Annotated in this window: 8 protein-coding genes and 1 pseudogene; all 9 read left to right on the top strand. The window is 54.5% G+C overall.

Annotated features, from left to right (window positions below; translation table 11 throughout):
• The first annotated feature begins 144 nt into the window (after positions 1–144).
• The 9 genes and pseudogenes from DYU11_RS20785 (at position 145) to DYU11_RS20745 (ending at position 15,739) form a co-directional block, all read left to right on the top strand.
• The gene (locus DYU11_RS20785) at positions 145–711 is read left to right on the top strand and encodes a phosphonate degradation HD-domain oxygenase (protein WP_119669650.1); all 567 of its coding nucleotides are present in this window, start codon (positions 145–147) and stop codon (positions 709–711) included.
• A gap of 79 nt (positions 712–790) precedes the next feature.
• Positions 791–3,544 (top strand): bifunctional YncE family protein/alkaline phosphatase family protein, encoded by a 2,754-nt coding sequence (locus tag DYU11_RS20780; protein ID WP_119669649.1) that lies wholly within the window; start codon positions 791–793, stop codon positions 3,542–3,544.
• 98 nt (positions 3,545–3,642) lie between these two features.
• Positions 3,643–5,889: a TonB-dependent receptor gene (locus DYU11_RS20775; protein ID WP_119669648.1), complete on the top strand. Its 2,247-nt coding sequence runs from the start codon at positions 3,643–3,645 to the stop codon at positions 5,887–5,889.
• 71 nt (positions 5,890–5,960) lie between these two features.
• Positions 5,961–6,356: pseudogene (locus tag DYU11_RS20770) on the top strand (GxxExxY protein).
• A 103-nt stretch (positions 6,357–6,459) separates the two neighbouring features.
• Positions 6,460–7,746, top strand: coding sequence for a DUF5690 family protein (locus DYU11_RS20765; RefSeq protein ID WP_119669647.1), 1,287 nt, complete (start codon positions 6,460–6,462; stop codon positions 7,744–7,746).
• A 314-nt stretch (positions 7,747–8,060) separates the two neighbouring features.
• Positions 8,061–12,293 carry a two-component regulator propeller domain-containing protein gene (locus DYU11_RS20760; RefSeq protein WP_310589491.1) on the top strand — a complete coding sequence of 1,411 codons (4,233 nt, stop codon included), beginning with the start codon at positions 8,061–8,063 and terminating at the stop codon, positions 12,291–12,293.
• 301 nt (positions 12,294–12,594) lie between these two features.
• Positions 12,595–13,845 (top strand): serine hydrolase domain-containing protein, encoded by a 1,251-nt coding sequence (locus DYU11_RS20755; protein WP_119669645.1) that lies wholly within the window; start codon positions 12,595–12,597, stop codon positions 13,843–13,845.
• 231 nt (positions 13,846–14,076) lie between these two features.
• On the top strand, positions 14,077–14,541 hold the full coding sequence (locus DYU11_RS20750) for a hypothetical protein (protein ID WP_119669644.1): 465 nt from the start codon (positions 14,077–14,079) through the stop codon (positions 14,539–14,541).
• 61 nt (positions 14,542–14,602) lie between these two features.
• Positions 14,603–15,739 (top strand): M23 family metallopeptidase, encoded by a 1,137-nt coding sequence (locus tag DYU11_RS20745; RefSeq protein WP_119669643.1) that lies wholly within the window; start codon positions 14,603–14,605, stop codon positions 15,737–15,739.
• Positions 15,740–15,843 lie beyond the last annotated feature (104 nt).

The following is a 15,843-nucleotide window of genomic DNA, read 5'->3' as shown; positions in this document are numbered from 1 at the left end:
CTGACGCATAGCCGGGCTACGCTCCTTGTTGGCCCAGGAGTAGGCCCAACACCCGCTCAGGCTTACTATAAGCATCCGACAGCCCGGCATAACTGTTGACCCGTCAGACCTCAAACCCCGAAGCATACCCATCAATTTACCTACATGATTGAACAAACTATCTCTGACCTGTCGACGCTGTTCGAACAGGGCGGCAACGATGCCTACTTTGGCGAGCCCGTTACGCAGCTGGAACACGCCCTCCAGTGTGCGAGCCTGGCCGAACGCGCCGGGGCCGACGACGAAACCATCATTGCGGCCTTTCTGCACGACATCGGGCACCTGCTGCCCCCCGACATGGCGGGCGGTTACATGGACGGCTACGGTACCGTTGACCACGAACGGCTGGGAGCCGATTACCTGCGTCAGCGCGGTTTCTCGGAGAAGGTAGCGCAACTGATCGAACACCACGTCAATGCCAAGCGGTATCTGGTCGCGCAAAAGCCGGAGTATCTGGCCAGGCTGTCGGAAGCCAGTCTGAAAACGCTGGAGTTTCAGGGCGGACCCATGTCGACTGATGAAGCCACGGCTTTTGAAAAGAATCCGTATTTCCGCCAAATCCTGCAGGTTCGGGGCTGGGACGAGCAGGCAAAAGAAACGGGGATTGTACTGCCTGATCCCATTCGGTATCTGGAGAAGTGCTACAACCACCTCGAAAGTCGCTTGGCGTAACGTACTCCGCTGATTACTAAAGAGAAGTTTCTGGAAATTCCGTAATCTGCGGCAATTCACTACCTGACCTGTCACCACTATGAAGCACCTCTTCCTTGCCGTTCTCGTTTTGCCGTTTATTGCCAGTGCCCAGAAAACCTACCAGACCCTTCAGGTGCCGGGCCGTTCGGCGTTCTGCGTCATCGACACCGCCGGGCGCTCCGTGCTGCCGAGTGGTCGCTACGTAACCCCGGTTGGCCGGACCCTCCGGATCACCAACGACCCGTTCGGGCTGGCGCTGTCGACGGATGGGAAAAAAGCCGTTACGCTCCACGATGGCGTACTGACGGTACTTAAGCTCGACGGCCCGCTAACAACTACCCGAATTCCTGACTACGCCGGTACGATCAAGTCGCCGGTCAATGGCGCTACGTTCCTGGGCGTGGCCTTCGCGCCTGACAACAAAACGGTGTACCTCAGCAATGGCGACAAAGGCCGGGTGATCGTGTACGACATCGAACGGTTGCAGACCATCGATAGCATCGCGCTGGATGGCAACGGCTATACCGACAGCTTTACATCCGATCTGCTGCTGAACGGCAATGAACTGCTGGTGCTGGACCGGGCCAATTTCCGCCTGGTACGCATCGACCTGCGGACGAAGCAGATCACCGCGTCAATCCCGACAGGGCGGCAACCGTTCGGGCTGGCCGTGAGTGCAGACCGGTCGCTGGCGTTTGTGGCCAACGTCGGGCTGTACGAATACCCCAAAGTGCCGGGCGTGACGCCGACCAACAAAGATAACATGATGCTGCAATTCCCGGCCTACGGCGCGCACACCAAAGAGTCGCGGGAGGGCGTCGAAATTAACGGTCGCAAAATTCCTGGTCTGGGCGATCCGCTGGCCGATGAAGCCATGAGCGTCTGGGTAGTGGACCTGAAAACCGGTAAAGTAAGCAGTAAGCTAAAAACGGGTGTGCAGATCGGCGAAATGATTGAAGAGGCTGAGGTGGTGGGCGGGTCCAGCCCAAACTCGGTCGTGGTGGGGAACCGCTTTGCCTACGTTTCCAACGCCACCAACGATAATATCTCAATCATTGACTACAGGACTCGTAAGCTGGTGGGGACCATTCCACTCAAAATAGATGCAAAGCTGGATCGGTACCGGGGGCTGATGCCGTTCGGACTGACGCTTACTAAAGACGAGAAAACCCTGTACGTCGCGCTGCTGGCGCTCAACGCCGTGGCCGTCGTCGATGTGCCAACCCGGAAAGTCCGTGGCCTGATTCCCACCGGCTGGGGACCAACCCGGGTGGCGCTCTCGCCCGACGAAAAAACAGTGTACGTTACGTCGGCACGGGGCTACGGTGCCGGCCCGAACGGCGGTCGAACCTTCGTAAAACCCCCGCAGGGCACTTACATCGGCGATATTCAGCTCGGTACGTTTCAGGCTGTCCCCGTGCCGGACGCAGCTCAGCTCGCCACGTACACCCGGCAGGTGCTGGGCAACACGTACCAGACCGTTGCCGTGGCGGACAACGGCCGGAATCCGTTGCCTCCGCTGCCCAAAGTGCGGCAAAGTCCAATCAAATACATTGTGTACATCACGAAGGAAAACCGGACGTACGACGAAGTATTCGGACAGCTCAAAACCGGCCGGGGCGACTCCACGCTGGCCCGGTTCGGCACGGGCGTAACAATCAAAAACCGAATCGCGACGGATCGTGGCAACAGCGGACGTACCACCGATCGGCCCGGCGATACGCTCGATATTACGAAAGCAGACATTATGCCGAACCACAGCCGCATTGCGCAGCAGTTTGCGTATTCGGACAATTTCTACTGCGATTCCGACGCCAGCATCCACGGCCACCACTGGATGATGGGCACCATTCCGAACGAGTGGGTAGAAGCCAACGCGGCCTCGGCGGGGCGGTTCGATGCGTTCTCAAAAGCACCCGGCCGTCGATTCCCGAAAGCGTCGGGTGCCATCGACCCCGAAGATTACAACGAGATTGGTGGGTTGTGGGAGGCCCTCGAACGGAATAAGGTGACGTTCTACAATTTTGGACAGGTAAACGAATACGCCGGGAATTACGAAGAGCAGTACGACACCACCTTCGGCGCGGCTCATCCGGTCGCGTTTCCGATGCCGGCGGCTGCGTTCCGGCATACATCGCGGAACTTCGCCGGTTATAATACCAACATTCCCGACCAGTTTCGCATGGATCAGTTTGAGCGGGAGTTTACGGCTAAGTGGCTGCCGACCAAAGGTAAAGCTCCCAGAGAAACATTACCCCAACTGCTGACGGTCATGCTGCCGAACGACCACGGGGCCGGGCCGCGGGCGGGCGAAGGCTACCCGTACCTGCACTCCTACATGGCCGACAATGACCTGGCCACCGGCCGGATTCTGCACTTTCTGAGCCGGACACCGTACTGGAAAAACATGCTCGTGATTATCACTGAAGACGATCCACAGGGCGGGGTCGATCACATCGATGCCCACCGCTCGGTGCTGATGCTGGCCGGGCCGTATGTGAAACGCGGCTACGTGTCGCATACCCATGCCAACTTCGGGTCAATTCTGAAGGTGATCTATAACCTGCTGAACGTACCGTATGTGAACCAGTATGACCAGACGGCATCCCTGCTGCAGGATTTCTTCACCGACAAGCCTGATTTGCGGCCTTATGAGGTCGTGCTGCCCGACGGGCGGGTGTTTGATCCGCAAACGGCCATGAAGCCGTATAACAAAACGTTCGACTGGCGGAAAATCCAGAAAGGACCCGAGATGGACGACCGCGCCGACCAGCGGGCTGAACATTACCGTCAGCAGGAAACCGGCAACTGAATCCGGATTAATATTAACAAAACGTTAATGAGCCACAGCGGATTCCTCGATCGGCAGCGTCTTTATTTGCTGCGTTAACAGCCAAAACATTACTCGACATGTTCAGAATCTTTACCATTTTACTTTCTTTTCTGGCCAGCGTCTGCTACGGTCAACTGGGTACGGGGGTGGTTCGTGATGCCCGGACCGACGCGCCCCTGGTCGGCGCTACGGTGCAGCTTGTCTCCTCAGCCAGGGGGACCCAGACCGACCGGCAGGGCCGTTTTGTGTTTACTAACCTGGCCGAAGGTACGTATCAGCTGCGGGTCAGCTCGGTCGGCTACCGAACCACTGAGCAGTCGGTGACGTGGTCGGCGGGAACGGCCGGCCCCGTCGTGATAAACGTACAGCCTGCGGTTATTCAGCTCAACGAACAGCTCGTTACCACCGCCCAGCGCACCGAAGCGCCGGAGTTTGTCCGGCCGGAAGTTATCTCGGTCGTGACCCCCCGCGACCTGCGCCAGCGGGCACCCCGGTCGGTGCCGGAAGCACTGATCGGCGTCACGGGCGTTTTTCTGCAGAAAACCAATCACGGGGGCGGTTCGCCGTTCGTGCGGGGCCTGACCGGTCAGCAGACCCTGCTGCTGGTCGACGGTATCCGGCTCAACAACGCTACGTTCCGCTCGGGGCCAAACCAGTACCTGAACACCATCGACCCGCAGAGCGTCGGGCAGATTGAAGTCGTGCGGAGTACGGGGTCCGTGGCTTATGGCAGCGATGCCATTGGGGGCGTGGTCAATGTGCTGACCAAAAGCCCGCAGTTTGCCGAGCAGGGTGGATTTACGGGGAATGTATTCCTGAAAGCGGCCACGCAGGGGATGGAGTACACCGGACGGGTAGAAGTCGGCTATCAGTCGGCCAATGTAGCGGTGCTCGGCGGACTGGCCTACCGGAAGTTCGGCGATCTGGTGGCGGGGCAGGGGTTAGGCCGTTTGACGCCCACCGGCTACAGCCAGATTTCGGGCGATGTCAAAGCAAAATTCCGTCTGTCGGATCGGTACGTAGCTACCGTGGCCTACCAGGATCTGGAGCAGGACAGCGTGCCCCTGTACCATCGCGTTAAACTGGAAAACTTCGCCTATCATCAATTTGACCCGCAACGGCGGCAACTGGCCTACGCCCGGCTCGAAGGCTTTTATAACCGGCGGTTTCTGCAATCGGTGCAGCTGACGGCCTCATGGCAGCGGCAGATCGAAGGGCGTCAGAGCCAGCGAAACGCTAACCCCACGGCCGTGTACGAACGCGACGAAACGGCTACTACGGGCCTGACCCTCCTGATGAATGCCGAGCCGACTTCGGTCTGGCGGATGCAGAACGGCGTTGAGTGGTACTACGATCGGGTTGAGAGCAGCCGCGAGGACGTCAACACGCAGACCCGGGCCGTTACCAAAAGACGCGGGCTCTACCCTGACCGGGCTACAATGAGCAGTCTGGCCTTGTTTTCGCTGCACACCTTTACCCTTAACCGGTTGACGCTGACGGCCGGTGGGCGCTACAACGCGTTCCAGATCACAACACCCAACGAAACCCTGGGGGAAGCCTCGATCCAGCCATCGGCGCTGGTCGGCAACCTGGGCGCTTCGTTTGCCGTGCTGCCGGCTGTGCGCCTGGTTGCGTCGGTGCAATCGGCGTTCCGGTCGCCCAACGTCGATGACCTCGGCACACTGGGTATCGTCGATTTCCGGTACGAGGTACCCAATGCCAACCTGGAGCCGGAGCGGTCGCTGAACACCGAAGCCGGAGTGAAAGTACGCACAAGCCGGTTCTCGGCGGCTTTGCTGGCGTACAACAACCGCCTGACAAACTTCATCAGCCGCGTGCGGGCGGGGCGGGATTCAATTCAGGGATATCCGGTGTACCTGAAGCAGAACAGCGCCGAATCGTATATCCGCGGATTTGAAGCCGACGCTGAGTATGAGTTTATCCGCAACTGGCTGGCGTACGGCAGCATGACCTACACCTTTGGTCAGAACGTAACGGCCGCCGAGCCATTCCGGCGCATTCCGCCCCTCAACGGTCGCGTTGGTGTTACGTATCAGCCTGCTGATGGCTGGTGGGCACGGGCCGAGTTCCTCTACGCGGGCGCGCAAACCCGGCTGGCGCAGGGCGACAAAGACGATAACCGCATTGGCAAAAACGGTACGGCAGCCTGGCAGGTCATCAACCTGAATGGCGGTTACCGCTGGCGGAATGTCACGATCAGCGCCGAACTCCAGAACCTGACCAATGAAGCGTACCGGACACACGGCTCGGGCGTTGACGGCGTCGGGCGGAGCGCCTGGCTGGCCGTGAACTATCGGTTTTGATCAGGAATAGCACGCTGATGTTTATGGTTGTTATGGTTACTTTATGATTTTATTATGTAGCCGTAACAATCATGAACGATAATTATCAGCACTCTGAGATTACTCAATTATTTTTAAAGGCCTTCTATCGAGTTTATAATAAACTGGATTTTGGATTTTTGGAGAAGGTTTATGAAAACGCAATGCGGCTCGAACTGGATAAAATGGGGCTTTTTTGTTCTGCTCAGCAATCAATTGAAGTGTATTATGATGGCGAAAAAGTAGGCCTGTATTATGCCGATCTAATCGTGAATGATTGCGTTATTGTTGAACTGAAGGCGGCTGCTGGATTAGCTCCATAACATGAAGCGCAGCTTACGAACTATCTTAAAGCCACCCACATAGAAGTAGGATTACTGCTCAACTTCGGTCAGCAGCCACAGCACAAACGCAAAGTCTTCGCCAACGACCGCAAAAATCATTTTTAATCCTAAGAATCTTAAAAATCAGCGTTCTATATGGATTGGAAGTGGCAACAGGATTGATTGTATTATATTGTCTCCCTGACATCAGCACACAACCCTCAGCCCTATGCGTTCACCTGCTTTTCTCCGCAATCCCACCGCCTTTATGCTCTTCGGGGCGACGGCCGCGTTCTGTACCTACGCCTGCATGTACGCCTTCCGCAAGGGGATCACGGCCGTTACGTTCGAGGGAATGGCATTCGCGGGCATAAGCTACAAAATCTGGCTTGTGACGGCGCAGGTGCTGGGCTATGCGGCTTCCAAAGGGCTGGGTATCAAGTTTGTGTCGGAGATGTCGCCTGCCCGGCGGGCCGGAAATATGCTGCTGCTGGTAGGCGCGGCACTGCTGGCCCTGTTCGGCTTTGCTACCGTGCCGGCCCCCTACAACATCATCTTCCTGTTCCTGAACGGCCTCCCGCTGGGTATGGTCTACGGCATTACGCTGGGCTTTCTCGAAGGGCGACGCCAAACCGACGCGCTGGTGGCCGGACTGACGGCCTCGTTTATTTTTGCGTCGGGTTTCGTCAAGACCGTGGCCCTGACCATCAAGGCCGATTGGGGCGTATCCGAGTTCTGGCTACCGTTCGTAACGGGTGCGTTGTTTGTAGTACCGATGCTGGTCTCGGTGTATGGCCTGACGTTGCTTCCCCCACCAACCGACGAGGACCGGGCGCTGCGAACCGAACGCAAACCCATGAACCAGGCCGAGCGGCAGGCCTTTGTACGCAATTTTGGACCGGGGCTGGTGCTGCTCATCGCGTCTTACGTACTCCTGACGGCCTTCCGCGACTTCCGCGACAACTTCGGACCTGAGATTCTGAACGATGCGGGCGTGTCCAACCCTGGAGTGTTCACCCAAACCGAAACGCTGATTGCGGTCGGTATTCTGATCGTCATGGCCCTGCTGCAACGCGTGACTGATAATTTTCGGGCGTTCGCCCTGCTGAACGCCATCATGCTGGCCGGTGCCGGTCTGGTAGGCATCAGTACGTGGCTCTACATGTCGGGTGTGCTGTCGCCCGGTGTCTGGTTTCTGCTGACAGGTCTGGGCTTGTACATGGGCTACGTACCCTGCAATGGTCTATATTTTGAACGGCTGGTGGCCAGTTTCCGCTACGTCAGCACGGTTGGCTTCATCGTGACGCTGGCCGACTGGTACGGGTACCTGGGCAGTGTGGCCGTGCTGCTGTACAAAAACTTCGGTCAGGCGACCATCAGCTTTCGGGAGTTCTTTGTGTATGGGGCGTACATCCTCGCCCTGGTGTATACCGTACTGATTATTGCCTCCTTTCTGTATTTCCAGCGTCGGTTGCGGGCGGAAGAGACACCGTATCGTTTACAGCCTGATGCCTGATGAGTTACGCCGTACAAAGGCGTACAGACAGCCACTCGTAGTAGCTCGCCGACCGCAGACATCGATAATGAGCTAAAAGTTTACGCACAAACGTATCAACCAACTTCCGCCCGGCTTCCCGACAAAGCCGGGCTTTTTGTGCAACACACGGTCGAACTGCAGCAACTGAAGCGTATCTGTTCACTACTTACGTTCCGACTTTTATACATCTTGGCAAACTGTGTGACTTAGTTATTCCGTATATATGAGCGCCTTTTTCACTAGTTAAAAAATATAGTTAGTAGACAGGCTGGTAAGGCTGCTTAGTAACCAACATGAGTAAGACTACTGCCTTGGGAGTCGATAAAATACGCATAGGCCTAACCGGTCTGGTGATGGTGCTATGGCTTTGGGGCAGTGTGTATGTGCAGGCTCAATCCTATACGGCTTCAGTAAACTATTATGGACCCGAACAGGGCCTGTCGCACCGGGAGGTGAACGCCATTCTGCAGGACAAGCAGGGCTTTATGTGGTTCGGCACCAAGTTCGGTCTTAACCGCTTCGATGGCTTAAAATTTACCACGTATACGAAAGAACGGAACGGGCTCGATTTTGATGATATACAATCCATCGCTCAGGATGCGGAAGGCTATCTGTGGCTTATGGGCGCCAACGGTCAGTCGCAGATTACGCTGTTTAATCCGTTGACCGGTCAGGCCATTTCCTTTGAAGAAAAATTCGGTAAAAAACGCCCACCGACGGTGCCTGATGACCGGTATCGCCTGCTCAGCAGCGGCAACGGCACGATCATCTTCACCGACGGTCAACCGGCCCAGTTGATTTCGTACCATCCCCGGTCTGGTCTACGCTACGTGGCCGTGCCGCAATTTAAAAAGCTGGTTGCCTTTCAGGCTACAAACCACCATACGGTTTGGGCCGTTGCCGATGATCAGTTTGTGATTGAGCTAACGCTTGATGGACGTATTGTGCATCAGTTTGCTCATGAGTCGGGGTCAATTCGTATCTGTTATGGTCAGCGAAACGCCGGTATTGAGTTTTTCTATGTGGCCCGGGACCCGGTAAAGCCAGCGTCCGGGGGCCTTTATAGCGTAGATGAGTCGGGCCACCAGAAAGAGTTGCCGAATTCGTTACTGGCTTCATCAAACCAATTCCTTTTCCCGGTTTGTTACGCCGTTGACCGTAGCGGGTTAATCTGGGATGGAACGAGTTTACGGGATGCGACCAAAGGCGTTGTTCTGACGATTGCCCCTCAGCTATCGGCCGAGCCGATTGTTAACCGAAGCTTTTTTTGCGATCGGAACGGGTTGTTCTGGCTAGGTACCAGTTTTGGCGTGTATCAGGTAAAATTGGCCGAGAACTACTTCCACCGCCTGTTTTATCAGGATAATAAGACGGACAAACGGGTAGCGGCTGTTCGGGGGATTACCGTTCTGGGCGATCAGGTCTTTGCCAGTCTGGAGAAGTTTGGCTTGTATAGCATCCCACGATGGGGCGGAGTGGCCAGGAAACACTACCCTCCCAAAACCTTCACGACCAACAGCGATGAGTTTGCATTGTCGTATGGGTTAACGCAGGACGGGCAGGGCACGCTCTATAGCGGGATCCGGAATAAGCTTGTTCGTTACGAGCCGGCTACCGGCCGCTCCAGGGTGACCGAATTGCCTCAACTCTGGGATGCCTGGGCTATTTACCCGTTGGACTCCAGACAATGGCTGTTAGGTGGCCGAAGAGGATTGTACCTATTTGACACGGTACAGGGGCAGCTGACGCCCTACATCAAGTATAATCAGTTTACCGAACTGGCCCAGGCGCAGGTACTGCACATCGCTCCTGACCGACAGGGCGTCGTCTGGATTTGCGCCAACACGGGCTTATACATCCTCCATCCGCAACAAGGTATTACGGCCCGTTACGGGAGTGAAGGAAAGCGGGGGTTTTATCTGCCTGCCGAAAGCTTTCAACATATCTACCAGGATGCCGAGGGCGTTTACTGGCTGGCTACCGCTAATGCCGGACTAATCCGGTGGGATCGCCGAAAGCGAGCGTACCGGCAGTTTAGGCGTAGCGAAGGCTTAGCTAACGATAACATCTATGCCGTGTATCCCGACCACCGGGGCCACCTCTGGCTGAGCAGCGATTTTGGCATCATGCAGTTTGACCCCGTCCGACTGACGACCCGGGCGTATCTGATCGAAGATGGGATTACCCATAACGAATTCAACCGGATTGCCCATTTCCAGGACAAGAACGGCCGTATCTACTTTGGGGGACTGAACGGCATTACGGCCTTTGACCCGCAGGATTTCCAGGCTCAAAAACCCATGCCTGAGCTACTGGTGCGGGTCACCTCGTTTCGGCAGTACGACAAGGCAACCGATAAGGTCGTCGACAAAACGCAGGACGTAGTAACGAGCCAGACTATTACCATTCAGCCGGATGATCGATCCAGCGTACTGGATTTTGCCCTGCTCAACTACGCCAATGCCGAAAAGAACCTGTATGCGTACCGGTTCGAAGACCTGGATAAAGACTGGACCTACCAGTCGGAGCCAACGCTGCGTTTGAGCAATCTGCCCTATGGTGAACATCAATTGCTGATCAAGGCGCAGGCCATTGACGGTCAGTGGTCAACCAACACGCTGCAAATAAAGCTGATAGCGGTGCCCCCGTTTTATTTACGGTCCTGGTTCCTGGTTCTGGTGATTTTGCTGACGGGGGCTGGCATCTGGGCCTGGTTACGGTGGCGAATCTGGCAGCATCAGGCCGAACAACGCCGACTGGAAACCCAGGTTAGACTGGCAACCGCCCGTATTGAGCACGATAAAGAGATCATTGAGCAGCAGGCGCAGGACCTGCTCCGGCTCAACCAGACCCGCTCTCACTTTTTTGCCAACATTTCGCATGAGTTTCGCACTCCACTGACGGTCATCCTGGGTATGGCCGCCGGGCTGGAAGAATACAAACCGGACGAAAAACCCCACCAGCTGCGGCAGGCGGCTGATTTAATCAAGCGCAACGGCACTAACCTGCTTCGGCTGATCAATCAGCTACTGGACCTCTCCAAACTCGAAGCCGGCGAGATGCATCTGCACCCGGTGCGGGCCGATCTGGCGGCCTTTTCCCGCTACATCATCGAATCGTTCCAGTCGATGGCCAGGGTTAAGAACATACAACTGCGTGTTTTTGGGGAAGAGGAATGCGACGTCGATTTTGATAAAGACAAGCTGCAGGATATTCTGTCGAATTTGCTGACCAATGCCTTGAAGTTTACCCCCGAAGGCGGCCAAATCGACTACCAGCTGAAGCGCCTGGATAGCTGGCAACCTCTGTGCCCGGAAGGGTACTATGAAGAACTTACGCCAACGAATAATCTGGATACCCCCTGGATTCGATTCAGCGTCAGCGATACCGGACCCGGTATTGAGCCATCGATCCTGTCCAAGGTCTTCGACCGCTTCTTTCAGGTAGATAATCAGTCCGAAATGCCGGTTCATGGCACCGGTATCGGGCTATCGCTGGTGCGGGAGCTGGTGTTGCTCATGCACGGTGGACTAGCCGTTCGCAACCGTTCGGGTGTCGGCGCTGAGTTTGTGGTCAGCTTACCACTCACCCGACAGGCCGGGCCCATCCAGGCGGGGCCAATCCAGGCTGGACCCATCCAGGCGGGACCTGCTCAGGAGCTATCGGTAGCTCCGGTTCTGATCAGCCCTGACCGTATGGAATGGAGCGAACCAGAGAGACTTCCTTCTGCCGCTAATCAGCCACTGCTCTTGCTGGTAGAGGATAACGACGACGTAGCCACCTACATTCAAACCTGCCTCAGGACCGATTACCAGGTGATCCGGGCTGAAAACGGGCAGGTGGGTATCGACCTGGCCTTTGAGAAGAGCCCCGACGTAATTCTGAGCGACGTAATGATGCCCGTTAAAGATGGGTTTGACCTGTGCGATACGTTGAAAAACGATGAGCGAACCAGCCATATTCCCATCCTGCTGCTGACTGCCCGGGCCGCCGTGAGCGACCGGCTCGCCGGCTTACGACGGGGCGCAGATGCCTATTTAGTCAAACCGTTCCTGCGCGAAGAACTGCTGGTCGTGCTGTCAAATCTGATTCAGACCCGCCGACTGCTGCAACGGCATTACCGCCAGCTGGCACTGGGCCACACGCAAATGGAGACTGTTCCTGCTACGGCTTCCGCTGACCAGCCGGACGAGCCACTGGAGGATGCGTTTTTAAGTAAGCTGCGGGCCGCCCTGGAGGCAAACGTAGATAATGCCCAGCTTTCGGTTGATGACATCTGTCAGGCAGTGGGGATGAGCCGCACGACCCTCCATAACAAACTGACGGCACTGACCGGCATGTCCATCAATCGATACCTGCGCACCTTGCGCCTTCGCAAAGCCCAGACACTGTTGGCGGACTCGTCTTTATCCGTTTCCGAAGTGGCGTATGCCGTAGGCTTCGACGACCCGAAGTACTTCAGCCGGGTGTTTTCAGACGAATTCGGCGTTTCTCCGGGAAATTTTCGCCATTCAGCCAGGGCCTGAACAATTCTCCACCTTTTCGGAACAATCCTCCACCTGTTTTTTTGCCAATGCTGGTACTCTTGTACTGTTGATTGATACCCTTTAAAAACACTCAACGTACATCGTATGGTCAAACTTGTTACCGCTTTCTAGTCAGCCTCATCGGCTTTCTCTTGTCTTTGTCCATTGATACCTGACAATATACCTCAGGTATTAAGCAGGCTAACCCTTCCGCTGTTACCTGGCTCGGCACTGGTCAGTTGCCTGACTGGTCGTGCAACTCCATTTCCTACAAAATCAGTACTGTTAAACCATTCATGTTATGAAACGTCGCTTACTTCCAACTCTGATCTTTACACTTGTGCTGTTTAGCTCTATGATCCAATCCTGTTCGGTACTGGATCATAGAGCGCCGGAACCCGCTAATACGCAAGCTCAACTCCAGCAACTCACCGACAGCATTTTTACGCTTTATAGTACCAAATGGGACATCAGGCAGGGCGGTATTTTCATGCGGGTCATGAATCCGTCGGGTTCGTATCTGGTTTCCAGCAACATCACTCCCCTGGTGCAGGATAATACCCATTTTAGAGTCGCCAGCATCAGCAAAACCTTTACGGCGGCCGCCATCATGCGTCTCAAACAGGAGGGAAAATTGGCGCTTGACGACACCATTACCAAGTACCTGCCCAACACGCCAGCCTACAACATACCCAATAAAGAAAAGATCACTATCAAGCTCTTGCTCCAGCACCGGGCGGGCGTCTTTGACGTAACCAACCAAAATATTCCAGACACCGTCAAGCAGGACTATGCCCGCAAACGCTACAGCGATTACATCACGGAGCCGGCTCCAGTTGGCCTCAATGATCCCAATCATACCTTTACTTACGATGAACTTTTTGGGGTTATATCCCAGAACAGGCTGGCCAACCACCTTCCCAATGCGCAGTTTTACTACTCAAATTCGGGCTATCAACTGCTGGCCAAAATTGTGGAAGGACTCACGAACATGTCCTTCAACGAGTATATCACCAAAACCTTTATTGAGCCCCTCAAGCTGACCAATACCTATGGCGTAGTGCTGGGAACCGATCAGCGCATAAGAGCCCCCTTTATTGAATCGTTCCTGCACGTGTTCCCTCCTGGTAGCAGCCGGGTAGTGATAAATTCGACAGTGAGCAATATGTCTAATGCAGTAGCCGATGGTCACATAGTGTCCACACCGGCTGACATCTCCCGCTGGATGGAACTGCTCATCAGCGGACAGGCCGGCCTTTCGGCGGCCACCGTGGAGGAAATGAAGAAGATGCTGCCGGGGGATGCCGGAAACGAGCGTTACGGCCTCGGTCTGACCTTCGATGAGGGGCTGGGATTTGGTCATGATGGGTTTAAGCCAAGTTATTTGTCCAGGCTGCGCTATGACCCCAACACCAAAACCACCGTGCTCGTGGTGGCCACATTTATCTATGTCAAAGATCCCGAGGAAAAACAACCCGGTCCTGATTTCCTGGAGCTCGCCTATGGGCTGCGGGATATGGGGAGACAAGGGGCCCAGATCATCAATCGCTAACGAACGGATTCTCCTTATTTCTTGTCTGACCCAACCCTAACCGTTCTGACGGTGAAACGTTCCGGGCTACCTCATTCAATCGCACAGACAACTAACTACCCGCACAAGCCGTGCGGTTGTCTGCCTGATCCTGGTTGGAGGGTGGCGCTGGGCTACTCCGGACAGACCGTATCAATTGGGTTCGCTTCTCCTTAACAGACACCCAAAACCATTATCTAGTCTAACAAACTCATGAAAACTACAAACTTAAAACTCGTTGCTTTTTTCGTATTGGTTGGCTCTGTGTTAGCTGGCTGTTCAAAATCTAATTCGGATCCTGAGCCGGATCCTAAGCCGGATCCAAATTCTATTTATTTAGGCATTTATAAGGTTACCGTTACAGAGAGTATCACACGTAATGGCGTGCTGGATGCAACAACAAATACAAGGGTCGGTACTGTATCAGTAAGTAAAGGGAGTATGCCTAATACATTGTTGTTTACAGACGATTTAGCTGTTCTTAAATGGAGGCAAAGTTTTGAAGTTACTTTAGTCGGAGATGCATTCAAATTACCTGCGATTAGTACTACATATATTAACAGTGCGGGTGCTGGCAAATTCACGCCTAACGGTCTTGAGATGAGTACTACTCAAAAACTTTTTGGTTCTGGCGCTTTAGTTGAAGAAACGAGTGACATAAAAGGTACTAAATTTTAGAATAGTGCACAGGCATGTTCTTTGACAACTCTTCAACTCAGTTTAACCTATTGATGACACTATGACCTATCGTATAACTGTTATAATCTGTCTTTTATTCGCCGGATTATTTCTGGGTTGCCAGGATCATCAGGTCAATCCAGATGGTACCCCCAAGGTATCAGTCGCTCTCCCTTCATTACCCGTTAAAGTGACGAATACGGTCGGCGAATGGCTGGTCTACGATTTGCATTTGCACACGCCCCCGGGCAGTACACTGCAAAAAATCGACGTGATGCGGGGCAATGAAGTACTATCGACGTTTACGGATTTTTCGATAAGAAAAGATAGTTTTTATCTGGCCCACATCTGGCTTCCTTACCCCAGGAGCGGATGGGATGTGGACGTACTGACCAATCGGTTTCAGGTGTCTCAATCCGGCAGGACGAGTGTCAGTACGTTCCAGGTAAAGATAGATCGTCAATATCCGGATCAAAGACGCGTTGGGTTTCCGGTACCATCCGGCACCTGGTTTACCGAAGATGCGCCTGACCCCAGCTCCCTCCACACAAGAGCCCTGTTCCTGTTTCCCCAGCCGGTGTTTGATCCCGCGCAGAATGGGTATGTTATTGGCAATAATCCCCAGCGGTACGCTATTGATTTCACCAAGGTTGTCGATGGGCTTCCCTACAAAAACAAGGGTGATAAAAACGAAGACTGGTATAACTATAACCTGCCCGTCATGGCCGCTGAGGGGGGGACGGTCGTATTTACAGCAGACGGCTTCGCTAATAACGGCACGCCGGGAAAAATAGATTACCCAATAGATTTTACCAACATAACGGGTAATGTGGTCTACATTGAGCATAGTGATGGTACGCTGGCTATGTATGCGCACATGATTCCCAACTCCATACGGGTCAAGGTAGGGCAAAAAGTAACGGCCGGTCAGGAGTTGGGTCGTTTAGGGAATTCAGGAAATTCAATAGCCCCGCATCTTCATTTTCATGTGGTGGCCAATCCGGACAGGAAAAAGCTGGTCAATTACTCCGATGGCCTGTTCCTGGAAGGACTTCCTTATTCCTTTCCTGCCTTTAGGAAACTGGGTACAGCACCCGATAATTTCCTGACTAAGCAGCCTGTCTCTCTCTTCACGCCCACCACATCCGAGCTGTTCACCAATGTAATTCCCCAGAAAAGCGCAGTCATCGAGTTTTGATAAGCCATGTCTCACGTGGGCTTTCACTGGGCGCAGTGCCACCGCTAATACTATGGCTCTGGATTACTCGTCACATTAACCTCAATCCAACGTATGATAACAAT

It is taken from the genome of Fibrisoma montanum, assembly GCF_003583365.1.
Classification (GTDB): Bacteria; Bacteroidota; Bacteroidia; order Cytophagales; family Spirosomataceae; genus Fibrisoma; species Fibrisoma montanum.
Note: the sequence above shows the minus strand (reverse complement) of the source record. Positions and strands in the feature narration are given on the sequence as shown.